Source organism: Puniceibacterium sp. IMCC21224 (genome assembly GCF_001038505.1).
In the GTDB taxonomy this organism is placed as follows: Bacteria; Pseudomonadota; Alphaproteobacteria; order Rhodobacterales; family Rhodobacteraceae; genus Puniceibacterium.
The window spans coordinates 2,615,485-2,639,521 of the sequence record NZ_LDPY01000001.1 but is presented as its reverse complement, the minus strand read 5'-3'; the positions used below and the strand labels follow the sequence as shown (position 1 = coordinate 2,639,521).

Annotated in this window: 20 protein-coding genes; 7 read left to right on the top strand and 13 right to left on the bottom strand. The window is 61.5% G+C overall.

What is annotated here, in order from left to right; translation table 11 throughout:
• Positions 1 to 90: 90 nt before the first annotated feature.
• The 3 genes from IMCC21224_RS12115 to arsJ are packed head-to-tail and all read left to right on the top strand — an operon-like array spanning position 91 to position 3,193.
• Positions 91 to 921, top strand: a complete 831-nt coding sequence (locus tag IMCC21224_RS12115; RefSeq protein ID WP_047995575.1) for a helix-turn-helix domain-containing protein — start codon at positions 91 to 93, stop codon at positions 919 to 921.
• Positions 918 to 1,916, top strand: coding sequence for an ArsJ-associated glyceraldehyde-3-phosphate dehydrogenase (locus tag IMCC21224_RS12110; RefSeq protein WP_047995574.1), 999 nt, complete (start codon positions 918 to 920; stop codon positions 1,914 to 1,916). The genes IMCC21224_RS12115 and IMCC21224_RS12110 overlap by 4 nt, the downstream gene beginning before the upstream one ends.
• Positions 1,913 to 3,193: an organoarsenical effux MFS transporter ArsJ gene (arsJ, locus tag IMCC21224_RS12105; protein WP_047995573.1), complete on the top strand. Its 1,281-nt coding sequence runs from the start codon at positions 1,913 to 1,915 to the stop codon at positions 3,191 to 3,193. Before IMCC21224_RS12110 ends, arsJ begins: the two co-directional genes overlap by 4 nt.
• Positions 3,194 to 3,277: 84 nt before the next feature.
• Here the strand turns inward: arsJ and IMCC21224_RS12100 are convergent, their stop codons facing one another.
• Positions 3,278 to 4,465, bottom strand: coding sequence for a cytochrome P450 (locus IMCC21224_RS12100; protein ID WP_047995572.1), 1,188 nt, complete (start codon positions 4,463 to 4,465; stop codon positions 3,278 to 3,280).
• Positions 4,466 to 4,558: 93 nt separating this feature from the next.
• Between IMCC21224_RS12100 and IMCC21224_RS12095 the strand changes: the two genes are divergently transcribed.
• The gene (locus IMCC21224_RS12095; RefSeq protein WP_369796023.1) at positions 4,559 to 6,322 is read left to right on the top strand and encodes an ATP-binding protein; all 1,764 of its coding nucleotides are present in this window, start codon (positions 4,559 to 4,561) and stop codon (positions 6,320 to 6,322) included.
• Positions 6,319 to 7,545 carry a sigma-54 dependent transcriptional regulator gene (locus tag IMCC21224_RS12090; protein WP_047995571.1) on the top strand — a complete coding sequence of 409 codons (1,227 nt, stop codon included), beginning with the start codon at positions 6,319 to 6,321 and terminating at the stop codon, positions 7,543 to 7,545. Before IMCC21224_RS12095 ends, IMCC21224_RS12090 begins: the two co-directional genes overlap by 4 nt.
• Positions 7,546 to 7,650: 105 nt before the next feature.
• Here IMCC21224_RS12090 and IMCC21224_RS12085 read toward each other — a convergent pair whose 3' ends face one another.
• From IMCC21224_RS12085 to lptF, 9 genes are all read right to left on the bottom strand, one after another.
• The gene (locus IMCC21224_RS12085; RefSeq protein ID WP_047995570.1) at positions 7,651 to 8,604 is read right to left on the bottom strand and encodes a hypothetical protein; all 954 of its coding nucleotides are present in this window, start codon (positions 8,602 to 8,604) and stop codon (positions 7,651 to 7,653) included.
• A 99-nt stretch (positions 8,605 to 8,703) separates the two neighbouring features.
• Positions 8,704 to 9,498, bottom strand: a complete 795-nt coding sequence (locus tag IMCC21224_RS12080; protein WP_047995569.1) for a lytic transglycosylase domain-containing protein — start codon at positions 9,496 to 9,498, stop codon at positions 8,704 to 8,706.
• Positions 9,499 to 9,683: 185 nt separating this feature from the next.
• Positions 9,684 to 11,090: a type I glutamate--ammonia ligase gene (gene glnA / locus IMCC21224_RS12075; RefSeq protein WP_047995568.1), complete on the bottom strand. Its 1,407-nt coding sequence runs from the start codon at positions 11,088 to 11,090 to the stop codon at positions 9,684 to 9,686.
• A gap of 50 nt (positions 11,091 to 11,140) precedes the next feature.
• Positions 11,141 to 11,479: a P-II family nitrogen regulator gene (locus IMCC21224_RS12070; RefSeq protein ID WP_047995567.1), complete on the bottom strand. Its 339-nt coding sequence runs from the start codon at positions 11,477 to 11,479 to the stop codon at positions 11,141 to 11,143.
• Positions 11,480 to 11,920: 441 nt separating this feature from the next.
• Complete coding sequence (gene pdxA / locus IMCC21224_RS12065) at positions 11,921 to 12,907, bottom strand: 4-hydroxythreonine-4-phosphate dehydrogenase PdxA (protein ID WP_047995566.1); 987 nt, start codon at positions 12,905 to 12,907, stop codon at positions 11,921 to 11,923.
• On the bottom strand, positions 12,904 to 14,157 hold the full coding sequence (locus IMCC21224_RS12060; protein ID WP_231582070.1) for a peptidylprolyl isomerase: 1,254 nt from the start codon (positions 14,155 to 14,157) through the stop codon (positions 12,904 to 12,906). Before IMCC21224_RS12060 ends, pdxA begins: the two co-directional genes overlap by 4 nt.
• Positions 14,142 to 16,295, bottom strand: coding sequence for an LPS-assembly protein LptD (locus IMCC21224_RS12055; RefSeq protein ID WP_047995565.1), 2,154 nt, complete (start codon positions 16,293 to 16,295; stop codon positions 14,142 to 14,144). The genes IMCC21224_RS12060 and IMCC21224_RS12055 overlap by 16 nt, the downstream gene beginning before the upstream one ends.
• A complete protein-coding gene (lptG, locus tag IMCC21224_RS12050) occupies positions 16,295 to 17,389 on the bottom strand; it encodes an LPS export ABC transporter permease LptG (RefSeq protein ID WP_047995564.1) in 1,095 nt (364 codons plus the stop codon). The genes IMCC21224_RS12055 and lptG overlap by 1 nt, the downstream gene beginning before the upstream one ends.
• Entirely contained in the window at positions 17,386 to 18,498 is a 1,113-nt protein-coding gene (gene lptF, locus IMCC21224_RS12045; protein ID WP_047997081.1) for an LPS export ABC transporter permease LptF, read from the bottom strand. The genes lptG and lptF overlap by 4 nt, the downstream gene beginning before the upstream one ends.
• A 149-nt stretch (positions 18,499 to 18,647) precedes the next feature.
• On the opposite strand from lptF, the gene IMCC21224_RS12040 reads away from it, so the two are divergent.
• Complete coding sequence (locus tag IMCC21224_RS12040; RefSeq protein WP_047995563.1) at positions 18,648 to 20,117, top strand: leucyl aminopeptidase; 1,470 nt, start codon at positions 18,648 to 18,650, stop codon at positions 20,115 to 20,117.
• A 5-nt stretch (positions 20,118 to 20,122) separates the two neighbouring features.
• On the top strand, positions 20,123 to 20,578 hold the full coding sequence (locus tag IMCC21224_RS12035) for a DNA polymerase III subunit chi (RefSeq protein ID WP_047995562.1): 456 nt from the start codon (positions 20,123 to 20,125) through the stop codon (positions 20,576 to 20,578).
• A 101-nt stretch (positions 20,579 to 20,679) separates the two neighbouring features.
• Here the strand turns inward: IMCC21224_RS12035 and IMCC21224_RS12030 are convergent, their stop codons facing one another.
• The 3 genes from IMCC21224_RS12030 to IMCC21224_RS12020 all read right to left on the bottom strand — a co-directional run bounded on the left by IMCC21224_RS12030 (position 20,680) and on the right by IMCC21224_RS12020 (position 23,911).
• Positions 20,680 to 21,261, bottom strand: a complete 582-nt coding sequence (locus tag IMCC21224_RS12030; RefSeq protein WP_047995561.1) for a TIGR02281 family clan AA aspartic protease — start codon at positions 21,259 to 21,261, stop codon at positions 20,680 to 20,682.
• Between the two features lie 76 nt (positions 21,262 to 21,337).
• The gene (locus IMCC21224_RS12025; RefSeq protein WP_047995560.1) at positions 21,338 to 21,958 is read right to left on the bottom strand and encodes a MarC family protein; all 621 of its coding nucleotides are present in this window, start codon (positions 21,956 to 21,958) and stop codon (positions 21,338 to 21,340) included.
• A gap of 99 nt (positions 21,959 to 22,057) precedes the next feature.
• Positions 22,058 to 23,911, bottom strand: a complete 1,854-nt coding sequence (locus tag IMCC21224_RS12020; RefSeq protein ID WP_047995559.1) for an ABC-F family ATP-binding cassette domain-containing protein — start codon at positions 23,909 to 23,911, stop codon at positions 22,058 to 22,060.
• Between the last annotated feature and the right edge of the window lie 126 nt (positions 23,912 to 24,037).

The window sequence follows — 24,037 nt, the reverse complement described above, 5'->3', positions numbered from 1 at the left end:
TTTCGGGACAGGTTCTTCGCGCATGACAGCGCCAAGCGGGCGTTTGCCCGGTGTAATTTTCCTGTCACATATTTCGTGTATTCATGAAATATGGAAAAACGAGTTCTCAGCCAACTTACAGCCCTGGCGCATGATCGTCGACTTGCGGTGTTTCGACTGCTGATGCGTCGCTTTCCCGATGCTTTGCCTGCGGGCGAAGTTGCGCGGGCGCTCGGGCTCAAGGCATCAACTCTGTCGGTTTACCTTGGCGCTTTGCGCGCGGCCGGGCTGATCACCCAAGAGCGCCATGGCACATCGCTGTGCTATCGCGCCGACACCGCTGCGGCAGGTGGTCTGGTTGGTTTTCTGTTCGAGGAATGCTGCCGGTCGCGACCGGATATCACATGCTTACCAAACATCTCACAAACCAAGGGCAAGACGATGACTTACAATGTTCTTTTCATTTGCAGTGGGAATTCGGCACGGTCAATTTTTGCTGAATGCATTCTGCGTGAAATCGCGCCGGATAGGTTCACGGTCTTTTCTGCGGGTACCCGGCCAAACACCGAACTCAACCCCTTTGCCATCAGGATGCTGGCTGCAAAAGGGCATGATATCAGTCACCTGCGGTCCAAACATATATCCGAGTTTCAAGGTGAAGGTGCGCCAGTGATGGATTTTGTCTTTACCGTCTGCGACCGCGCCGCAAACGAAAACTGCCCCGCCTGGCGTGGTCAACCAATTTCGGGTCATTGGGGTCAGCCAGATCCGGTCAAAGCGACGGGCACTGATGCGGAAAAAACGCTGGCGTTTCAGCAGGTTTACGGCGCGTTGCACAACCGAATTCACAGCTTTTCGATGTTGCCGCTCGAAAGCCTTGATCGGGTTGCCTTGCAATCGCACGTGGACCGGATCGGCTCATTGGATGGGAGCGGTGCATGACCCGCTACGCAATCAACGGTCTGGGCCGGATGGGCAAGCTGGCGTTGCGACCGATGCTCGAACAAGGTGCCGAGATTGTCTTTGTCAACGACTCTGTGGGCGAGCCAGCCATGCACGCGCATCTGTTGGCATTTGACAGCGTACATGGCCGCTGGCATGCCGACATAACGTCGGATGGGCACAGCATCACAGTGAACGGCACCAACATCCCGGTTTTTCAGACAAAATCTCTTGCAGATCTGCCGCTGTCCGGGGTCGATGTGATGATCGACTGCACCGGCTACTTCAAGACCCCAGAGCGGATCGCGCCCTATCTTGCGGCCGGTGTGAAAAAGGTTGTCGTCTCGGCTCCGGTTAAGGACGACAAGGTTGCGAACATCGTCTTTGGCGTCAACCACGACACCTATGACCCGGCGCATCATGACATCGTGACCGCGGCAAGTTGCACCACCAACTGCCTGGCCCCAGTGGTCAAGGTATTGCACGAAGAAATTGGCATAAAGCACGGAATGATAACGACGATTCATAATGTGACTAACACGCAGACCATCGTCGATCGTCCTGCCAAGGATCTGCGCCGGGCGCGCTCTGCACTCAATTCCCTGATCCCGACGACGACCGGCAGTGCCACGGCGATCACGCTGATCTATCCGGATCTCAAGGGGCGGCTGAATGGCCATGCGGTGCGGGTTCCGTTGCTGAACGGCTCACTCACCGATTGCGTTTTCGAACTGGACAGGGCCACCAGCGCCGATGAGGTCAACGCGCTGTTCAAGACGGCGGCAGAGGGCCCGCTCAGGGGTATTCTGGGGTACGAGACACGGCCGCTGGTATCGACGGATTTCACCAACGATCCGCGGTCCGCTATCATCGACGGGCCCTCGACCATGGTGACCAACGGCACACAGGTCAAAATCTATGCCTGGTACGACAATGAGTGGGGCTATGCGCACCGCCTCGTCGACGTCGCATTGATGGTAGGGCAAAGCCTGTGAGCCGTCCCCCCGGTCTGTCGGCTTACATTGCCGTGACCGCGGCCTATTGGGCCTTTATGCTGACCGACGGCGCGCTGCGTATGCTGGTGTTGTTGCACTTTCACGAACTGGGGTTTTCGCCGGTCCAGCTGGCTTATCTATTCGTGTTCTATGAGGTCGCCGGTATTGTGACCAACCTGTCAGCGGGCTGGATTGCGGCGCGGTTCGGGCTGGCCACGACGCTGTATTGCGGCCTGACCTTGCAGGTTGCGGCGCTGATGGCACTGGCGCAACTGGATGCCGACTGGCCGCTGACCCTTTCGGTTGTCTATGTCATGTTGGTGCAGGGCGCGTCGGGTGTGGCCAAGGATCTGGCTAAGATGAGCTCAAAATCTGCCGTGAAACTGCTCGCGCCCGGCGGGCAGAGCGGGCTGTTCCGCTGGGTTGCAGTACTCACCGGGTCTAAAAATGCGGTCAAGGGGCTGGGTTTTCTTCTGGGTGCGGTGCTGTTGGGGATGGCCGGATTTGTACCTGCAATTCTGGGCCTTGCCGTGGCGCTGGCTGTGGTCCTTGTGGCTCTGATTTGCCTGATGCCTGCGGGTCTGCCGCGTGGGCGCAAGAGCGCCAAATTCCGCGAAGTGCTGTCCAAGAACGCCAACATCAACTGGCTAAGTCTGGCCCGTGTCTTTCTCTTCGGTGCACGGGATGTGTGGTTTGTGGTCGGCATTCCCATCTATTTCTACGCAATCCTGTCCGACGGCACGGCCGCGGGCAACCGCAGCGCGTTTTTCATGATCGGCAGTTTCATGGCGGTCTGGACTATTTTGTATGGTGCCGTTCAGGCCAGTGCGCCGCGCATTCTGAACGCAGCAAGTCGGTCCGGGCCTGATCTTGTGCGTGCGGCACGCAACTGGGCGCTGGTTCTGGCGCTGGTGCCCGCCACCCTCGCCGCGATATTGTGGAGTGCGCCGGGCCAATCGCTGACTCTGACGGTTGTGGTTGTCTGCGGATTGCTGATCTTTGGTGCGTTGTTTGCGGTCAATTCGTCATTGCATTCGTATCTGATCCTTGCGTTCAGCACCGATGCGCGCGTCACCATGGATGTGGGATTTTACTACATGGCGAACGCGGCCGGACGGCTAATCGGTACGTTGCTGTCCGGGCTGGCCTATCAATGGGGTGGGGTGCAGCTTTGTCTTGCAACGGCGGCGGTCATGATCGTGGTCAGCGCTTTGGCCGCAGCACGGTTGCAGGTGCCAGATGCCGGGGGTGATGCGGCGCATCCCGTCACGCCATGAACGTCTCGACCACTGTCTGGGACGGTGTCGCCTAACGTCCCCGCGCGCCGTGTGATTGCCTGGTCCGGGCGCCAGTACCTTGGTTCAGTATGTGACGCGCAGCGCTTCAAGCCCGTGAAAGTGATAACTGGTCGCATAGATGGGCGGGCCTGCAAGGCGCAGGGCGGGCAGGCGGGCGAACAGGATTGGCAGCGCCACCTGCAATTCCAGCCTTGCCAGCGGCGCGCCGACGCAGAAATGCAGGCCACCGCCAAAGCTGGCATACTGAGGCGTACGGGTGTCGCTGGCATGGCGCGCGGGATCAAAACGGTCTGCGCAGGGCCATGCGCGGTCGTCCCGGTTGGCTGAGGCCAAAAGTAAGCCGACCTGATCGCCGCGCCGAAAATCATGACCAAAGGCGTTTACATCTTCGTAGGCGTAGCGCGTGAACATATGCAGCGGCGGATCGAATCGCAGGATCTCTTCGGCCACTGCGGCGGCTGTTTCTGGGCGTGCAATCTGCCCGCCAAGCAGCAGATGCCGCAATCCGTTCCCAAGGGTGTGGACCGTCGCCTCGTGGCCGGCGTTCAATAATAGAATGCAGGTGGTGATCAGCTCGTCGGTGCTGAGTGTGTCGCCCACCTCTTCGGCGGTGATCAGCTGTGTGATCAGATCATCGCGCGGAGTGGCGCGGCGTTTGTTGACATAATCACGCAGAAAATCGGCGAACTCGGCGGCGGCGGTCGCTGCGGCGATTTCGACGCTGTGGCTGCGGCGGGCCTGATACATTGCCACCATCGCATTAGACCATGCCATCAATTGGCCCGCCATATCGTCGGGCACCCCCAGCAGGCGAGCGATAACAATCACCGGCAGCTTTTGTGCAAAGGCTGGCAGCAGGTCGCACCCGCCCGCAGGCAGCGCGTCAATCAACTGATGACAGAGTGTCGAGATTTCCGGTTCGAGCCCGGCAATCCTGCGGCTGGTAAAAGCACGCAGAACAAGGCTGCGCAGGCGGGTGTGGCGGGGCGGTTCGAGTTCCAGCATGGAATGCGCCTCAACCGCGTAGAACGGCGCCAAATGTGTGGGAATCGGCTGGACCAGTTCTGGCGGCACTTCTCGACCAAAACGACGGTCGCGCAGCAGCGCCTGCACCGCCTTTTGGCTGGTGGCACATGGCATGGCGTAATCCTGCCACCAGACGAGGTCGCCGGCGGCTCGCATCCGGGCATAGAGCGGGTAGGGGTTCTGATTGAACGCCGGATCAGCCGGGCCTTGGGTGAAATGCTGCATCGCGCGACCCTGCCGTGGCCGTGCGGCAGGTGCAAGAGCATCGTGGCGATCAGGGGGGCCAGGTGGAACGGGCTGGTCAGCGGGGGCGGGTTCTTGCTACCACAGGCAATGCGTTGGCTGTTTGGATCCCGACTTGCGCTTATGGCGCTGCTGCTCGCCGTCATTGCGTCGCTGGGCGGCGGAGTGTGGAGCTATGGCTATCGTCAGGCACTGGATCAGGTGGCGGCGCGCGGGGCCTCTGATCTGGCGCTGGCGGCGGATCGGCTGGTGACACAGTTGCAGCGCTACCGCGAATTTGCCGTGTTGATGGCCGAGCATCCGGCGCTTGAGGCACTGCATTCGGGTGGATCGGTGCCGGCGGCACAGGATGTGTTGCTGGGGGCCGCGGACAAAACCGGGACGCTGGCGGCATTCTATGCCGATGCATCGGGCCAGGTGCTGGCGGCGTCAACGCCGCTGTCATCTGCCGGGCTGGCACAGGAACCGGCGTTTCGTCGCGCGTTGCAGGGCGCGCTGGGGGCGACGCATGGCCGCCGGGCGGGGTTCGGACGCCGCACCTACAGCTTTGCCGCACCGTCCTTTGGGCCGGACGGACAGGTGCGTGGCGTGCTGGTGGCGGTGGTCGACATCGGTTCGCTTGAGCAGGACTGGCGCGGCGATCTGCCGACTGTCTATTTCACCGATCTGCGCGACGAGGTCTTTGTAACCAATCGGTCCGAGCTGCTGTTTTGGCGTCGCGCGGGTGAGGGGGCGATGGCTGCACCCGACGGTCGCCGGTTCGAGGTCAGCATACAGCATGTCGCGGGCCACAAGATTTGGCACCAGGACTGGAGCCCCTATGTGCCGCGCAGGGCGCTGTATCTGAGCACGCCATTGCCAGTGATTGACCTCGAAGGGGTGGCGCTGGTCGATGTGGCACCCGCGCGGCGGCTGGCGGCGTTGCAGGCTGCGGCAGTGGCGGCGGTGGGCCTGTTCTTTGGCGCGCTGCTGTTCCTTGCGACTGAACGGCGGCGCACGCTGGCACTGGCCAATGCCGTGCTTGAACAACGTGTGGCCGCGCGGACCCGCGCGCTGAGCCTCAGCAATACCGCATTGCGCCGCGAGGTGGCCGAGCGCCAAGAGGCCGAGTCAGCGCTGAAACGGGCGCAGGCGGATCTGGTGCAGGCAGGCAAGCTGAGCGCGCTGGGGCAGATGTCGGCAGGCATCAGTCACGAGTTGAATCAACCGCTGATGGCAATCCGGTCCTTTGCCGAAAACGGCAGCGCATTTCTGGACCGTGGGCGCCCGGACCGCGCGGGTGAAGCACTGGTGCGCATATCCGACATGGCTCAGCGGATGGGGCGGATTATCAAGAACCTGCGCGCCTTTGCGCGGCAGGAAAGCGCGCCGATCTCTCGCGTCGATCTGGGTGCCGTGCTGCAATCGGCAGTGGATCTGACCGAGGTACGGCTGCGCGAGGTGGGCGTGACGCTGGACTGGCAGCAACCGGATCAGCCGATCTGGGTCCGGGGTGGAGAGGTGCGGCTGGCGCAGGTCTTTGTCAATCTGGTAACGAATGCAGCGGATGTGATGGACGGTCGTGACCAGCGGCGATTGGTCATCGGTCTGGACGAAATTGGCCCTCTGACTGTGACCTTTTCTGACACTGGGCCCGGGATCGAGGAACCGGAACGGATCTTTGAACCGTTCTATACAACGCGGGCGATCGGCGCGTCCGAGGGGATGGGACTAGGTCTGTCGATCAGCTATGGGCTGGTCCAAAGTTTTGGCGGCTCCATCCGTGGGGCGAACCGGCCCGGCGGCGGGGCGGTGTTCTCGGTGGTGCTGGAACGCTGGCAAGAGGAACAGGCGGCATGAGCCCGGTGCGCGTACTTTTGGTGGACGATGACGCGGCTGTGCGCGAGGCGCTGGGCCAGACGCTCGAACTCGCGTCGTTCGAGGCGATCATGGCGGGGTCCTTTGTCGAGGCCAAGGATCACATTCGCCCGGGTTTTGAGGGCGTGGTGGTGTCGGATATCCGGATGCCGGGGCGCGACGGCTTCCACCTGCTGGATTTCGCGCGCGAGACGGATCCGGACCTGCCAGTGATTCTGTTGACGGCTGAGGGGGATATTCCCATGGCCGTGCGGGCGATGGCGGCGGGGGCGTTCGATTTTTTGGAGAAACCCTGCGCGCCTGCGGACCTGACCTCGGTGATCGAACGCGCGCTGCGGACGCGGGGTCTGGTGTTGGAAAACCGGCGGCTCAAGGCACAGATCGAAACGGGGGATGCGGCGGCGCGGCTGGTGTTTGGCGAATCTGCGCTGGCCGAGGGGTTGCGGGCACGTGTGCGCGCAGCCGCACGTGCCGGAACCGAGGTCCTGATCACTGGCGCTCCGGGCACCGGCATCTCAAAAATCGCCGAGGTGGTGCATCTGTGTTCGAACCGCGCCAAGGGTCCGTTCGAAAAGCGCGCCTCAAGTGGGCTGAGCCGCGTCGCACTCGACCAGCTGATTGACGCCTGCGCCGGGGGCACGCTGTTCTTGGACGATATCGGTGCTTTGCCGACGGATGCGCAGATGGCGCTGGTCGATGCGCTTGAGGCGCGGCGGGTGGCACTGATCGCCGGCAGTACACAGGATCTGCGACGGCTGGTCGACGATGGCGGGCTGAGCGCCGAGTTGTTTTACCGGCTCGAAGTGATGCCGGTGCGAATCCCATCGATGTCCGAGCGGCCCGAAGATATCCCGGTGTTGTTTCGCCATTACGTGGCGCAGGCGAGCGAGCAGGCCGGGCTGGCCCCGCCCGAGATCACGCCAGAGGTGATCGCCGGTCTGATGGCACAGGACTGGCCGGGGAATGCACGGGCACTCATGTCGGCAGCGATGCGCTTTGCCCTCGGGCTGGGCGAAGCTGAGCCAAAGGACGCAGGCATGGGTTTGACCGATCAATTGGCACAGGTGGAACGCTCGCTGCTGGGCGAAGCGTTGCGGCGCGCGGGGGGGCAGGCCAGCGTTGCGGCTGAGGCGCTGAAACTGCCGCGCAAGACCTTTTACGATAAGCTGGCGAAATATGGGCTGAAGCCTGAACGCTATCGCTGATATATGAATGCCACCTATCGGCGACCGATAGGCGAATATTATCATTAATAATCAGCACTATGGACGGTATAAATTGATCCCGGGCCATGCGTGTCGCGCGTGGACTTAGGGCAGAACCAACGCCAGTACCGATCCAAGGGAATTGGTGGTTTGTAGCATCACAAACAGCATCGCGATCGACGCGACTTGCGCGGCAAAGCGCAGCCGGATGTGCGGCAGATAAGTTTCGATTACCTTCCGTGCGACATCGGTCAGCGTGGAGGCCAGCATTGGGCGTCTCGCGGCACGGTCGTTCGTCTGAGCTTCGCGGGGAATCGTTGAGTCCGTATCCGCGACGAAATGATCGGCAGAGTCGGCAACCGCAGTCCGCGCGACCCTGGCTTTGGACGGGGTTGGTTGCGACCGCTCGATCACTGAGGCAGGCGGCTCTTCGGCCAGCTCGATGCAGAACCGGCGGATCAGGCGCCGCTCTAGATCGTCATCCATCTGTTGATCTCGCGGGGCTGACAAAATGGTGGCGCGGCGTGGCGCTTCTGCGATCTGCGGGATCTTGTCTTTGGCGTAGCCCCAGGACGGTTTTTGGTGCAGGGGTTGCATATTGGAAGCCGTCTGGGGGACCACAGGGGGCGTGACCAGAGCAACAACCGGGGTGCGACGCGGCGACACATACCGTCGCAACGCGATGAATTCGCCTCGGTCGAGGCGGACATCGCGATTGTCCCACTCCACCAGCTCTGCATTGCAGAGGGCAAAGGCCGCGAGCACAATATCCGACAGCACCTGCGCGCCATGTTCGTCACTATAGGCTGCATCGCGAAACGCCCGCGCCTCGATCACGATCCGGGGGGGCCGGTCGGGCTGATCCAGTTCAACCCGCACCGCGAGGTCAAGCGTCTCACCCGCCGTATGACAGCGCCGCGATGACACCAAAGGCGGGTCGCCGCGCGGGCAATCCAACGTGGCCAGAACGTCGCGTGCAATCTCAAGATACTTGCCCGGCTCCAAATCTGTGGAATCGGGCATGATCAGCGCGGCATAGGCATTCACAGGACGCGTCATCACAAAATTATCCGTCTGCGGTTATACATAGGTTAACTATTGCGACGAATCTGGGTGAAAATACGGCCTCCCCGCGACAATGCTGCGGATATTGCGCGACTATCCTTGAATGCGGGCCGCCATCAGCGCAATCGCTTTTTGATAGACGGTGGCCGCATTCCAGTCCTTGATCACGTTGAAATTTGGCTGACCTTCCTGATAGCCGACGCCGGGGCGCCAGCCCTTTTGCCGCAGGAAATTGGCGGTCGATGCCATGGCGTCGGTCTCATTGTAGAAATCCACGCGACCGTCACCGTTGCCGTCCACACCATATTGCAGGGCGTTGCCGGGCAGAAACTGAGTGTGGCCCAGTTCGCCATGTTTTGCACCACGGGTGTCGGTCGTGATCGAACCGTGATCGACCAGCTTAAGCGCTCCGATCGCATGCGGGACAAAAAACGCCGAGCGGCGGCAATCATAAGCCAGCGTCGTGATCGCCGAAACAACCGAGCTGTCCCCCATGAAGCCGCCAAAGGCTGTCTCCATGCCGTGAATGGCAATCAGCACGCCTGCAGGTACACCATACCGCTGTTCCAGCGCGCCGTAAAAGTCGGGGTTGCGGGCCAAGCGTTTGCGGCCCTGTGCCACAATCGTATCCGCGCCGCGTATCTTGAGGAATTTGTCGAGCGAGTATTTAAAACTCTTTTGGTTGCGGTCGGCGCTGATGGTGCTGTTGGAATAGCGGGTGCTGGCCAGAGCCTGCAAGCCGCGCTGACCTACACCGGCCGACTGAGCCTCGCGGGCAAAGGCGGTTTTCCATGTTTCGAAACCCGCACCGGAATTGCCGCATTGCGCGGCCAGGGTCGGGGTGGACATGAACAGACTGAAACCAAAAATGATCAAAACGCGGCGCATATGGCCCTCCGGGATACTTCTTTTGTAATAAGAATAGCCCTAAATCGCAGCATGGCAAAGTCGGGATTTCCGACTGGCTGTTTAACCGCCGATCCGCATCGCACCACCCCGCCCGTCAGTTCGGCACAATCGTAAAAAAGGCGCCCCAGCAGGGACGCCTTTCACTGTTCAGACTGCCAATGGGATCAGCAGCTATAGTACATGCCGAACTCGACCGGGTGGGGCGTGTGCTCGTACAATTCGATTTCTTCCATCTTGAGCGCCATGTAGCCCTCGATCTGGCTTTTGGTGAACACGTCACCTGCAAGCAGGTATTCGTGGTCTTTTGTCAGCTCTTCCATCGCCTCGCGCAAGCTGCCGCAAACCGTCGGGATGCCGGCCAGTTCTTCGGGGGGCAGATCATAGAGGTTCTTGTCCATCGCCTCGCCCGGGTCGATCTTGTTCTTGATGCCGTCAAGGCCGGCCATCAGAAGGGCAGAGAAACACAGATACGGGTTTGCTGCGGGATCGGGGAATCGTGCCTCGACGCGTTTGGCTTTCGGCGAATCTGTCCACGGGATTCGTACACAGCCCGACCGGTTGCTGGCCGAATAGGCGCGCAGAACGGGTGCTTCAAAGCCGGGGATCAGACGCTTGTAGCTGTTGGTCGACGGGTTGGTGAACGCGTTCAGCGACTTGGCATGGCTCAGGATACCGCCGATGAACCACAGCGCCTCAGAGCTGAGGTCAGCGTACTTGTCGCCGGCAAACAGCGGCTTGCCGTCTTTCCAGATCGACATGTTGCAGTGCATGCCAGTGCCGTTGTCGCCATAGATCGGCTTGGGCATAAAGGTTGCCGATTTGCCGTAGGCCTGCGCCACGTTGTGGATGACATACTTGTACTTCTGAAGCTCATCCGCCTGTTTGGTCAGCGTGCCAAAGATCAGACCCAGCTCGTGCTGGCACGACGCCACCTCGTGGTGATGCTTGTCGACCTTCATGCCCAGACGTTTCATGGTCGAGAGCATTTCGGCGCGGATGTCCTGACCGTCGTCGATCGGGTTGACCGGGAAATAGCCGCCCTTGATGCCGGGACGGTGGCCGGTGTTGCCCATCTCGTATTCGGTGTCGGAATTCCAGGCCGCGTCCAGCGCGTCGACTTCGTAGGACACTTTGTTCATCTTGTTGCAATAACGCACGTCGTCGAACAGGAAGAATTCGGCCTCGGGGCCCCAGTAGGACACGTCGCCAATGCCGGAAGACTTGAGATAAGCCTCGGCCTTTTCCGCGGTGCCGCGCGGATCACGGTCATACGCTTCGCCGGTGTCGGGTTCTACAACCGAGCAATGGATGCACAGCGTTTTTTCGGCGTAGAACGGGTCGATGTAAACACTTTCCGTGTCGGGCATCAGCTTCATGTCCGAAGCTTCGATGGACTTCCAGCCGGCGATCGACGAGCCGTCGAACATGAAACCGTCATCAAGGAAATCCTCGTCCACGAGGTCCGCGACAACGGTCACGTGCTGGAGTTTGCCGCGGGGATCGGTAAAGCGGATATCGACATAGTCGATACCTTCATCCGCAATCAGTTTGAGAACTGCTTCATTGCTCATTCCCTGTGTCCTTTTCTGTCTTTTCGAAACTGTGGTCTGGTGTGTGATGGTCAGAGTGCGTCGGAGCCGGATTCGCCTGTCCGGATACGGATAGCCTGCTCAACGTTGGTCACAAAAATTTTGCCGTCGCCGATCTTGTCGGTTTTTGCCGCGGCAATGATCGCCTCGATGGCGCCGTCGACCTGATCGTCGTCCAGTACCACTTCGATTTTCACCTTGGGCAGAAAATCAACGACATATTCGGCGCCACGATACAGTTCTGTATGGCCCTTCTGACGGCCAAAGCCTTTGACCTCGATCACCGACAATCCCTGAATGCCCGCGTCTTGCAGGGCTTCCTTGACCTCGTCGAGTTTGAACGGCTTGATGATCGCTTCGATCTTCTTCACGCCTTGCCTCCTCGTCAATATTGCATCCCGCTCAGACCACTTCTGCGGATATGTCACAATTGTATAGGCTCAGGAAAGCGGGATCGGGACAAACCAAAATAAGCGTTATGATTAAATATTAAGCATGAAGCGCGATATTTAGACTCTTTTAAAACTCACGCCTTTAGACCGTTGTTTCGCGCCGTTCTGCGTGGGGATGGGCCGCGGTTTTGGGTCGAGAGGGGGCACTTACTTGTTCGTACCGCTGCCCGGCAGACAGCAGCATATTTCAGAGTGCCACACATGGGGGGCCAGATTGGGATGGGGTGCGATTGGTCGACAGGCAGCCGACCAAGTGCCTGGCCTTACGGCTGACTCTGGATTGACATCATACACCGAAATCCGTCCGCCCGAGGTTGAGGCAGGTGCGGCAACGCGAAATGACCGTTTGGATCACACCCGTCAATGCGCCCCATGGGCAAGGCGCCAAGCCATACGCAGCGCCTCGATGGTTGAACTGGCGTTGGCCTGTCCAGTGCCTGCGATGTCAAAGGCGGTGCCGTGGTCGGGCGAGGTGCGGATGAACGGCAAACCTAAGGTGACATTCACGCCCCGGTCAAAATCCAGCGTCTTGATCGGGATCAAAGCCTGATCGTGATACATGCAAACCGCTGCATCATAGCTGGCGCGGGCGGCGGCGTGGAACATCGTGTCGGCGGATAGCGGCCCGCGCAGGTCCATACCTTCGGCCCTCAGTGCGTCCAGCGCGGGGGTGATCAGCGTGATTTCTTCGTGCCCCATCTTGCCGCCTTCGCCCGCATGGGGGTTTAGGCCGGCAACAGCGATGCGCGGCGCCGCAATTCCAAACTGCGCGATCAGCGCCGCATGAGTGATGCGCAGGCGCGCAGTCAAAAGATCGGTCGTCAGTGCTGCGGGCACCTCGGACAGCGGGATATGGATGGTGGCCGGTACCACACGCAGCTGATCCGACGCCAGCATCATCACCACTTCGCCGACATTTGCGAGATGGGCAAGAAACTCGGTATGGCCGGGAAAGGCAAAGCCGGCACCGTCCTGCAACGCCTGCTTGTGAATCGGCAGCGTACACAAGGCTGACGCCGCCCCGGCGCGCACCAGTGCCACCCCGCGCGTGATCGCATCTATCACGCCCTGAGCCTGTGCAGGTTGCGGACGGCCAGGCGTACGCGCTCCGGCAAACGGCATATGCAGCACCGGAAGTCCGGCGCTGGCGGCGTTCATGGCCTGCTCTGGCGCCGTGATCTGAACCGAGGTTGCATTGGCAGGCAGATGCGCGGCGTCACCAATCCAAAAGAACGGAACTTCGCCACGCAGGGCCGACCATGCTGCCACCGCCAGTTCCGGGCCAATGCCCGCGGGTTCACCGCAACTTAGCGCGATGGGCGCCGGTGCGCCCGCCCCTTTGGTCATCGCTCGGTGATGCGGGCGTCGGCGCGCAACGCGGCAAGATAGCTGTCGGCCTGAGATCCAAGCTGGCGGTTGCGCAGACCGATGGCCAGATCCTCACGCGAGGCATCTGCGCTGATCGCGGTACTGCGCCCGCACAGCATCAGGAACACCAGTGTCTGTCCGTTGGCACGGGTCAGCGCTGTCGAGACTTCGCCGGGGTCCAGCTTGCTTAGTTCTATGGCGATGTCGGTGGGGATATCGGCGGGCGCCTTGCTGCCGCGCTCAAGCACCTCCTCGGGCTGCCCTTTGGCGGCACCATACAAGTCGTCGCACCGGTCCACTTTGCCTGCCAGCACACGGGCGCGGGCCAGTGTGTCGGAACTGCGACCGCCGGGCATGTAATAGGCTGCGTATTCCACGGCGGTGATTTCGGGCGCGGTATAGCCCGTTTCTTCGATCCCACGCAGCTGGAACAGTGCCACGGCGTCGGGAATAGGCAGCGGCGCTGTCACTTTGCCCGGTGCCAGGCCCAGCACCAAAGGTTGCAGGACCGGCGGCAGGTCCGACAGGTTCTGCCAGGGCAGACGCCCGCCAGCGCCGCGCGATGCGGTGGCCGAATATTTGCGTGCCGCAGCCGAAAATTCGGCCTCGGTTGTGTATTGCGCGATCTGCTGCGCCCGGGCACGGACGGCTTCTGCCTCGGGTGGGGGGGCCGGCATGATAATCTCGGACAGCAGAACCCGCACGGAACCGGCACCGCTGCCACCGCTGGAAAGGGCGCGGTCGATCTCGGCCTCGTTGATCCGCACACGGGGGCCAAAGCGCGCCTGCACCAGCTGTCGCCATGCCACGCCCGCGATCACGAAGTCACGGAAGGTCTGTTCGGCCACGCCCGACGCGCCAAGAGATTCGACGAACTCTTCGCGCGAGAGTTGCGCCCGGCTGGCAAACTCGGTCATGCCGTCCAGCACTTCTTCTTCGGCGGGGACCAGTCCGGCTGCCTTGGCGGCCTGCACCCGCAGCCTGTCGTCGATCAGCTGTTCGCGCGCCAGCGTGCTTGGGTCACCCGGCGCGTTCAGCAACTTCAGCATCAGGGCGCGCTGTTCCAGCTCAAAGCCGGTGATGACCGCGTCATTGACTGTGATCGCCGGGGCAAACAGCCCCTGCGCCCGGCTGCCCACGGGCAAAGCAAGTACAAAGAATGCGCCCAGAACCACGGCACAAAGGCGGGGCAGGCTGCGAAACGGGGGGCGGGTCATCTGGTGCTGCATGAGCGGCGGTACTCCTTGGCGCTGCCGCCGGTGCTGAAGCCTTTCAGCGCGACGGTCAGTCCGAAATCGGTCGATGGTTCAAGGTTAGTTGAGGATGCGAACTTGCGCGAGACCGAAAAGGTCACCTGCGCGCATTCGTTCTGGTATTCGATGTCGAGGGCGGCCTTGTCATAGCGTTTGTCGGCCAGATCATAGCGGACTTCGGTTTCCGCCGCCCAGCGCGGGGTGAATTCATAGCGCCCCTCAAAGGTCCATTCCGACACCGCCTGATCGCGGTCTTCGTCCGGGTCGGTGACCAGCAACACATATGAAGCGGTCAGATCCATGCGATCATTCGCCCAGCCGGCCCGGGCCTCGGCCTTGTCGATGCGCAGATTGTCGGTGTCAAACAGCCCGCGCGCCGAAAAGCGCAGCCCGTCCTGCGTTGCCAGATGCCCGGCGACAAGGAAATCTGACGTCGTATTCGACAGGCCGGAAGAGCGGGAAAAAGCGCTGTCGTATTCTTCGTGCCAGACCCGGCCCAGGGTCAGCCCGGCGGCCCAGCCATCAGGGTCGTCGCGCAGGAACCGCACGCCAAGCGCCGAAAGGCGGCCACGTTCGCGCCGGTCGGGCGCGGCAAAGCGTGACAGCGACAACAAATTCCCCTCGCTGAACTCCGAGCGGGTGCTTTCGTCATTCGGCACGTTGAGCCTGTCACCACCGACCCAGCCCAGTTGTGCCACCGGCTCGATCAGGTAATGCGCGCCGTCAGTGCCACTTTTGGTCCAGGGCCAGCGCAACTCGACCGAGGCGGCGGGGGTGACCTGGCTGACATCGTTCGGACTGGTTGCGTCCTGATTGATCCAGAAACGATCGACCCACAGCTGCCCGAGCGCCCCGGCGCGGATGCCGCCGGGCAGGGTCCAGCGGTCGCGCCAGCTGATATCGGTGGTCAGGCGGGTGACGTCGCGACCGTCAACGATGCTGTCGTCGTCGGTGCCGTCCACATCATCGTCGGAATAGCGATAATGGTTGTGCGCCACGGCGGAAAACCGCAGCTCGCCGCCAATCCGACGCGGAAACAGGCGTCGTTCGTATTGCAGGTCGGTGATGATCGACGGTTGCGTGGCGTTGCTGTCGCCATCGAGCAGGCTGTTGTAGTGGATGATTCCACCCGAAATGTACTCATCCCGGCGCACGCGACTGATGACCAGCTCGCTCTCCAGGCGGTCGGCACCTGAATAGTCGTAATCGTTCAGGTAAGCCTCGTCCGATGAGGTTTCGATGCTAAAGCTCAGCTTGAAATCGCGGGGCAGGTCAAACAGACCTTCGGCAAAGAAATACCCGCGCGTGTCCTGCGGAATCAGCGTGTCCTGAGTCAGCGCGCCGTTCAGCTCAATCGCGCCATTGCGGAACGCGCGGCGATAGCGCGCCTCAAGCGTGCGGGTTTCCTGCGACAGATAGGGTGTCAGTGTGATGTCCTGATGATCACCAATCGGGATGAAATACGGCGTCTTGATGCCAAACCCCAGCAATGTGGTCGACCGGATCGACGGGATCAGGAATCCCCGTGCCCGGTCCAATGTGGGATCGGGCAGGCGCATGTAGGGGATGTAGAACACCGGCACATCCAACACCCGCAGTGTCGCGTTCTCGAAATATAGCTGGCGTTCCAGCTGGTCATGCACGACCCGTGTGGCGCGGATCTGCCACAGTGGCGCAGAGGTGTCGCCGCACACCTGGCACGAGGTCACCGCCACGCGGCTAAGCTGGGTATAGCGGCCACCAACGCGGCGCGCCTCGACTGACGCGATCTGCAATTGTTCGTCCAGCACCATGCGGGCACCGTTCAGCAGGCCGTTTTCGATCCCGGAATCGATCTGGCCGCTATCCGCCACCAGCACGTTGCCCTGCGGGTCGGTGATGCGGATCGGGCCGGTCAGGGTCAGGCGGTCTGTCTCGCTGTCATAGACGATTTGCGTCGCGGTCAGTCGGGTGCCATCATACAGCGCCTCGACGTTGCCAGACGCGATCAGCCGTGTCTCGCCCTCGACCTGCACCAGATCAGCGATCAGCAGCGCCGCGTCTGGCTGCGCGTCATTTTGCTGCGCCGCAAGAGGTGTGGCCAGCAGCCAGAACAGGGCAATCAGACGCCGCATCAGCCATCCTCCATATGCAAGATGATCCCGATCGCCAGCAAGAGCGACGCCAGAGGCGGCGCCCAGGCCGCGAGAATTGGTGAGATCTGGCCGTTGTCGCCGAGGATCTGCGCGAAATTGCGGATGTAATACAACCCAAAGCCCAGCATGATCGCCGCCAGAACCGCAATTCCGGTCCGCCCCAAGCGGCTATGGCGCATAGTGAACCCGGCCCCCAGCAGGACAAGCGCAACAAGGAACAGCGGCCGTGCCAGCTCCATCTGCAACCAGACTTGATGGCGGCGTGCAGAAAATCCGGCCTGTTCCAGATCGGCAATATAGGCGGGCAGATCCCAGATTGACACCACAGACGGGTCGCCGAACCGGTCACGGATGCTGTCCTGCGTCAGGGTTGAAGGCAGGGTGAACATCACGTCCCGCGTCGCGGCGATTTCTGGGTTCTCGCCGGTGCCCAGCGGCCAGGACTTGGCGTCGCGCAGCACCCAGCGCCCGGTTTGCAATTCGGCCGATGCGGCCTGAAGCCTGCGGACCGGACCACGCTGAGGGGCATATTGCACAAAGCTGACATCATACAGGATCGTGGCCTCGGGGTTGGCGCGGCTGGCGCGGATTACAGTCTGGCCTTCGGCGTCGCCCTGGCGCAGCCACAGCCCCTCGGCCCCGATGGACAGAACATCCGTTCCGCCATTCTCAAAGGTTTCAGCCATCTGGACATAGCGTTTCGAGGTTGCCGCCACAATCGGGTTCCCCATCCCGACTGCGAGGGCACCGATCACTGCGGCAACCATGGCCGGCGCGACAATCGCCGCCATGCCCGACCGGCCCGAGGCCCGTGTAACCACAAGCTCGGATGACCGTGCCAGACCCAGAAACAGCGCGATGGTCGCAAGGATCATCACCAGCGGCAACATCTGATACAGTGATTGCGGCGTGTTGAGCAGCGTCAGCACCACCACATCGGAAAAGGTCACAGAGGCATCGAACCGACGAATCTGATCGACCAGATCCAGCAGCCCGACAAACAGAAAGAACACCATCAGCACGCTGAGGAACATCCGCAAAAACCGGCGCGCAAAGTAGTAATGCAGGATCATGCTGTCACAGCCCGTTTGCCGCGCCACCGGCGCGGGGTCCGGCTGCGGCTGGCCGCACGCAGCAGCAGGCCAGAGATCACCAGCCCGATCAGCGACGGCAGATAGATCAGCGGCCAGAGCGCGGCGTTGGCCCGCACCGGATCGCTGACGGCACTTTCCGCCAGCTTGATCACCACCAGCAGAAAGATCGCGCCGACGATTTGCTTGCCGACGCCAAATCGGCTGAAACCGCCGACCATCAGCGCCGAATAGCCGATCAGCGCCGCGACCACCGCCAGAATCGGTTGCTGGAACCGCATATGCGCCTCTTCGAGGATCTCTCCACGTGTGTCGCGCGCCTCTTCGGCGACGGCGTCGGTGTCGAGCAGCAGCTCGGATGTGGGGATGAATTCGCGCTTGCGTCGGCCCGGACCATCGGCGGTGATCAATGCGCTGATATCATAGGTGAGATCGGCGAAATTGGTGGTCGACAATCGCTCTCCGTCGCGCACCAGGGTTTGCGCCAGACCCGACCGCATCACCAGCTTGGGGCCCTCAGCATCGCGCAGGACATAGGCGCTCTGGGCGGTGTAGATCACTGCGCGATCCTCTTGTCGGCGGTCCGACAGGAACACATCGCGCAGCTCGCCCTCATCCGTGATGTTGCGGATATAGAACGTCACGCCCTTGGCCGGATGCAGGAACACGCCGTCGCGCAGCAGCCGCGCGCTGAGAGATCCCGATATCTCGGTCTCGCGTTCGCGCAGTTGGGCCAGGCTGGCGGGGACGAGGAAATGCGTCAGCACCATCATCATCGCCGCGATGATCAGGCCAAAGCACAGCACCGGGCGGGCCAACTGCCAGGGCGAAAACCCTGTGGCCTGTACCACAGTCAGTTCGGACTCTGCACTCATCCGGTTGGTGACATAGACCGCCGCGGCAAAGGACGCCATCGGCAGCACCATGCGGATCACGTTGGGCAAACTCAGCGCGGTGAATTCAAGGAACACCCCCGCCGTATGCCCGTCCGCAATCAGTCTGTCGAACAGGATCACCGCGCGGTTGACCCAGTAGACCGACACCAGAACGAGTGCGAAGAATCCGAACATCACCATGAGTTGCGACAGCACGTATCTGTCGAATCTGGCCAATCGTCTCTCCCCGGTCACAGCAGCGTTGGCGTGACCATATCGGGTGTTGAGGCCGGGGAAAAGGTCGCTCTGGTCAATGGTTCCTTTGGGCATTACCTCTTGGGACAAACAGATGTGAGGATGATGACATGACAGAATTGCGCAAGATCACGTTCGACGCGGTGAATTTACCGGCTCTGCCTGATGCAACCGGCCACATCGCAGTGTTTGTGACGCCGGACGGCAAGCTGAGCATTGGCGCACGGAGGCTGAACCGGCTGACCAAAGGTGCGGTGGCGCGGGCGGTCGAATCTGAGCGCTGGGAAAAGCTCAAGACCGGCGACGTGCTGAGCTTGTCTTTCCCCGTCGGACTCGCCGCCGAGGCGCTGGATCTGGTGCGTCTTGATCGCCGCCCTTCGGTGGCCGAAGCCCGCAAGGCTGGCGCGGCGTTGGCGCGTATGGCAGGCAGTGCAGGCATTCTGGTGCTGTGCGAAAGTCAGTCGCGCGCGGCCGAGGTTGGTTTTGGTCTGGCATTGCGCGGCTACGCCTTTACCGATCATCGCACCGACAAAGGCGAACTGCCGGAACCCGCAGTGTTGGCCTGTTCGAATCCTGACAGCGTCGCAGCCGAGGCCGCTGCGCTGATGGCGGTGGCCCAGGGTGTCGCGTTTACTCGCGATCTGGTGAATGAACCTGCCAATGTGCTGACCACGGTCGAATTTGCCGCCCGTCTAGAAGGGTTGCGCGATCTCGGGGTCGAGGTCGAGGTGCTGGAAGAGGATCGGCTGGCCGAATTGGGTATGAACGCGCTGCTGGCGGTCGGGCAGGGGTCCGTCACGCCATCCAAGGTGGTTGTCATGCGCTGGAACGGCGGCGGGGACGAGGCGCCGTTGGCATTGGTCGGCAAAGGGGTGGTGTTCGACACTGGCGGCATTTCGCTGAAAGCCGCCGCTGGCATGGAATCCATGACGATGGATATGGGCGGCGCGGGTGTTGTCGCCGGTACGATGCGGGCGCTGGCGCTGCGCGGGGCCAAGGCGAATGTGGTCGGTCTGGTCGGGCTGGTCGAAAACATGCCGGATGCTGCTGCGATGCGGCCCGGCGATGTTGTCACCTCGATGAAGGGCGACACGATCGAGATCATCAACACCGATGCCGAGGGGCGGCTCGTCCTGTCTGACGTCATGTGGTATGCACAGGAAACTTATAAGCCCTCTGCGATGATCGACCTTGCCACGTTGACCGGTGCCTGCATCGTCGCACTGGGGCACGAAAACGCGGCAATCTATTCGAATGATGACGCCCTGTGTGCCGGCCTGCTTAAGGCGGCCGAGGCCGAACAAGAGGGCGCATGGCGGATGCCGATGGGCGGGGCCTATGCCGACCTGATCAAAACGCCGATGGCGGATGTCAAAAACTCGGGTGGCCGGCCTGCCGGGTCGATCACCGCCACCGAATTCCTGCGCCGGTTCGTCAAGGACGAGACGCCGTGGATTCACATCGATATCGCCGGGGTGGCGCATGTGCCGCGGGATCTGGTGCTGTCGACCAAGGGCGCGACCGGCTGGGGCGTCATGACGCTGAACCGGCTGGTGGCTGAACGGTTCGAACGGGACTGAGCGCAATGGGGGCGGCCTATTTCTATCACCTGACGCATAACCCGCTTGAGGTGGTATTGCCGCAACTGCTGGGGCGCGCGCTGGCGAATGACTGGCGCGTTGCCGTGCGGGGGCGCGATGCGGCGCGGATGGGCTGGCTGGACGAACGGCTGTGGCTGGGGCCCGAAGAGGGGTTTCTGCCACACGGGCTGGCGGGCGGGCCGCATGATGCGGCGCAGCCCGTCCTGTTGACAACCGGGGCTGCCGCCAACAATCCGGCCTGTCTGATGAGCGTCGATGGCGCCGAGGTCGGGCCAGACGAAGTGCAGGCGCTGGAACGGGTTTGTGTGCTGTTCGACGGCCACGATGCGCAGGCGCTGGATCAGGCGCGCGGCCAGTGGCGGTTGCTGACCGGGGCCGGGTGCAAGGCGCAATACTGGTCCGAAGAAACCGGGCGCTGGAAGAAAAAGGCCGAGGCCTGATCTTGGGTCGGCGCCGGACCGGGCGCACACCATATCACGAGAAGTGAATCTGAATAAATACGTTGTGGTTGACTGCTCACTCATCGCGGCAGCTAGGGCGGTTAGCGTTCCAGGATCATTTTACCGCCGGAAATTTCAAGCCGGTCAAAGCGTTGCAAATAGGTCATGCCAAGCAGAGATTGCTCCATCTCGCCCTCGTTGACGTAGGCGCCGACGCGCTTGTCGATGAACGGCCCCAACTGCACGCTGTCCAGTGTCACAGGGGCAGTGCGCACCGGCCCATTGGCTGTCATCGCTTCGGAAAAATAGGCCAGACCGGCGGCATTCAGTCCAATCCGCCCGGCATCGTCAGCCGTCAGAACCACGCCGCTGGCACCGGTGTCGACGACAAACCGTACCGGCGTATCATTGATCGTCAGGGTCACATAATAGTGTCCGTCGGGTGCGCGTGGCAGCTCGACCCGGCCGGAATCGGCAAAGACCGCCTGACTGGGGCGCACGGTCTGGCGGATGTCCCCCCACATACCGATGGCCGCGATCGTGCCGACAAAGATCAGGCCCCAGACCGCCGCATTCTGAAATGTGCGCGACAGGTTGCCCCGATTCTGCACCAGGACCCAGAACACCAGCACCGCGCCAAGAATGACAAGGTAGATCAGATTTCCAAAATCATTCGAAGACATGTGCCGCCTGTCTGTCAGTTACACAGATCAGATAGGGGGTAGCGCGCGGGTTTTGAAGGTGCGCAGTATCCCACGTCTAGCTGGCCAGACCAAAGGCACGCAGCCCGTCCAGCACAAACTGGACCGACAGTGCCGCCAGCAACATTCCCAAAAGCCGCGTCACAACCGTGATTCCAGTTGTTCCCAGCATCCGTTCGATAACCCCGGCTGAGAGAAAGAGCAGCAGCACGATCAGCAGAACGGCGATCAGCACACCCAGCACCGAGGCCATGCCAACCGCGCCCTGAGCCTGTCCGGTCAGCAAAATAATCGAGGCAATGGCGCCGGGACCGGCAATAAGCGGGATCGCAATCGGAAAGACTGACGGATCGGGCATGTCCTGTGGCGTGGAGGTCTTGTCCTCGCGCCGCTTGTTGCGCCGTTCAAACAGCATATCCAGCGCGGTCAGGAACAGCAGGATTCCCCCCGAAATGCGAAAAGCGGGCATCGAAATGCCGATAAAGTTCAGCACGGATTCGCCGAGAAATGCGAAAAGGAACAACACGCCGGCACCGACAAGACAGGCGCGATAGGCGACCGCGCGCCGGTGGCGTGCATCTGCCCCGGCGGTCAAGGCAATAAAGATTGGCGTCAAACCGATCGGGTCGATCACCACAAACAGGGTGACAAAGGCGGGGATTAAAAGGGCTGCGTCCATAGGGGCGCAGCCTTAGGCATTGCAGGTCGATCTTGCAATGGGCGTAATGGCCGGGCGCTGTTTCAATAAGCACGCAGACCTCAATCGTCCGAACGGGCGTCAGACGGTCTCAGCTTCGTCCAGCTTTTCCAGCGCGGCCATCCACAGTGCCTCTGCCCGGCCCAATGCCTCCATCACCTCGGCGTATTTTTTGTTCCAGGTGGCCAGTTCGCCCGCACGGGTATCGTCGTAAAGCTCCGGATTGGCGAGTTTTTTTGCCAGCTTGTCACGCATATCATTCAGCTTGGCGACACGTTCCTCGCCTTTGCGGGCGTCCGAGCGCAGCGCCAGAATCGCGTCACGCGACGGGCGCTTGGGTTTTTCCTGGATAGGTTTCGCTGGTTTGATGGGCTTGTCGGGTTGCAGCAACAGCTTGCGATACGCCTCGAGGTCGTCCTCGTAGGGGGCGACCGAACCATCCTTGACCAGCCAGAGCCGGTCCGCGACCATGCTGAGCAGGTGCATGTCGTGGCTGACCAGAATGACAGCACCGGAATAGGCGGTCAGCGCCTCGACCAATGCCTCGCGCGATTCGATGTCGAGGTGGTTGGTCGGCTCATCGAGGATCAGCAGATGGGGTGCGTCGATGGTGGCCAGCAGCAGCGACAGGCGCGCCTTTTGACCACCCGACAAGCGTCCGACCTCGGTGTCTGCCTGATCGGCGCCCAGACCAAAGCCCGCCAATTGGGCCCGCAGTTTCGACTGCATCGTATTGGGGCGCAGCCGTTGCAGGTGCGAGAGGGGAGATTCGTCGATATGCAGTTCATCGACCTGATGCTGGGCGAAATAGCCAATCCTTAGCTTGTTTGAGCGGGTCATCTTGCCGTCCATCAGCGGCAGACGGTCCGACAGCAGTTTGGACAGCGTAGATTTGCCCTGACCGTTGCGACCCAAAAGCGCGATGCGGTCGTCCTGATCAATGCGCAGATTCAGTCGGCTGAGAACCAGGGTGTCGCCATAGCCGGTCGACCCGCCTTCGATATGAATGATCGGCGGCGACAGCTCGTCCGGCTGCGGAAAGCTGAACACGCGCTTGGCCATCTCTTCGGGCGGGGTGATCGTGTCCATCTTTTCGATCATCTTGACACGGGCCTGGGCCTGCTTGGCTTTGGACGCCTTGGCCTTGAACCGGTCAACGAATTTTTGCAGGTGATCTTTGCGGGCCTGCTGTTTTTTGGCCATCGACGTCAGCACGGCACGCTGTTCGGCGCGCTGGCGGGCGAACTGGTCGTAGGGACCGTTCCAGAAGGTCAGCTTTTTCTCTTCGAGGTGCAGGATTCCGCCAACGGCGCGGTTCAGCAGTCCGCGGTCGTGCGAAATGATGATGACGGTATGCGGATATTTGGCCAGATAGGATTCCAGCCACAGCGCCCCTTCGAGGTCGAGGTAGTTGGTCGGTTCGTCCAGCAGCAGCAGGTCGGGCTGCGCAAAGAGTACCCCCGCCAGTGCCACCCGCATCCGCCAGCCACCGGAAAAGGCGCTGCACGGCATTTTCTGCGCGTCGTCGTCAAAACCCAAACCCTTGAGAATCGACGCGGCGCGCGCTTCGGCGGACCAGGCGTCGATATCGGCCAGCCGAGTCTGAATTTCCGCGATGCGATGCGCATCCTGCGCGGTCTCGGATTCGGCCATGAGTTTGGCGCGCTCGGTGTCTGCGGCCAGCACCGTGTCGATCAGCGAGGTTTCCGACGCTGGCACCTCTTGGGCTACCCCGCCGATCTTGGCGCGGCTGGGCAGCGAAATGATACCACTGTCAAGCGTCAGTTCGCCGCGGATCAGTTTGAACAGCGTTGTTTTGCCCGCACCATTGGCACCGACCAGACCAACCTTGTGACCTTCGGGAATGGTTGCAGAGGCTTCGACCATCAACGGACGGCCTTCAACGGAGTAGTTTATTTCTTGAATCTTCAACATGGCCGCGCCTTAGCAGAGCGTTGCGACACTGGCCAGTACAGACCGTGCGTCGAATGTGTTCTGGACGATATTATCGCTGCGGCGCCGTCGACCTGCCCACAGTGGCGGAGTGCGGGTTGCGATTGC

Coding starts and splice junctions, on each gene's coding strand:
- lptG (WP_047995564.1), bottom strand. CDS start 17,389: ATGATCCTGCATTACTACTTTGCGCGCCGGTTTTTGCGGATGTTCCTC.
- pdxA (WP_047995566.1), bottom strand. CDS start 12,907: ATGACCAAAGGGGCGGGCGCACCGGCGCCCATCGCGCTAAGTTGCGGT.
- glnA (WP_047995568.1), bottom strand. CDS start 11,090: ATGAGCAATGAAGCAGTTCTCAAACTGATTGCGGATGAAGGTATCGAC.
- IMCC21224_RS12080 (WP_047995569.1), bottom strand. CDS start 9,498: ATGCGCCGCGTTTTGATCATTTTTGGTTTCAGTCTGTTCATGTCCACC.
- IMCC21224_RS12035 (WP_047995562.1), top strand. CDS start 20,123: ATGGGGGCGGCCTATTTCTATCACCTGACGCATAACCCGCTTGAGGTG.
- IMCC21224_RS12110 (WP_047995574.1), top strand. CDS start 918: ATGACCCGCTACGCAATCAACGGTCTGGGCCGGATGGGCAAGCTGGCG.
- IMCC21224_RS12055 (WP_047995565.1), bottom strand. CDS start 16,295: ATGCGGCGTCTGATTGCCCTGTTCTGGCTGCTGGCCACACCTCTTGCG.
- IMCC21224_RS12060 (WP_231582070.1), bottom strand. CDS start 14,157: ATGCAGCACCAGATGACCCGCCCCCCGTTTCGCAGCCTGCCCCGCCTT.
- IMCC21224_RS12025 (WP_047995560.1), bottom strand. CDS start 21,958: ATGGACGCAGCCCTTTTAATCCCCGCCTTTGTCACCCTGTTTGTGGTG.
- IMCC21224_RS12020 (WP_047995559.1), bottom strand. CDS start 23,911: ATGTTGAAGATTCAAGAAATAAACTACTCCGTTGAAGGCCGTCCGTTG.
- IMCC21224_RS12040 (WP_047995563.1), top strand. CDS start 18,648: ATGACAGAATTGCGCAAGATCACGTTCGACGCGGTGAATTTACCGGCT.
- IMCC21224_RS12090 (WP_047995571.1), top strand. CDS start 6,319: ATGAGCCCGGTGCGCGTACTTTTGGTGGACGATGACGCGGCTGTGCGC.
- IMCC21224_RS12085 (WP_047995570.1), bottom strand. CDS start 8,604: ATGACGCGTCCTGTGAATGCCTATGCCGCGCTGATCATGCCCGATTCC.
- IMCC21224_RS12100 (WP_047995572.1), bottom strand. CDS start 4,465: ATGCAGCATTTCACCCAAGGCCCGGCTGATCCGGCGTTCAATCAGAAC.
- IMCC21224_RS12030 (WP_047995561.1), bottom strand. CDS start 21,261: ATGTCTTCGAATGATTTTGGAAATCTGATCTACCTTGTCATTCTTGGC.
- IMCC21224_RS12115 (WP_047995575.1), top strand. CDS start 91: ATGGAAAAACGAGTTCTCAGCCAACTTACAGCCCTGGCGCATGATCGT.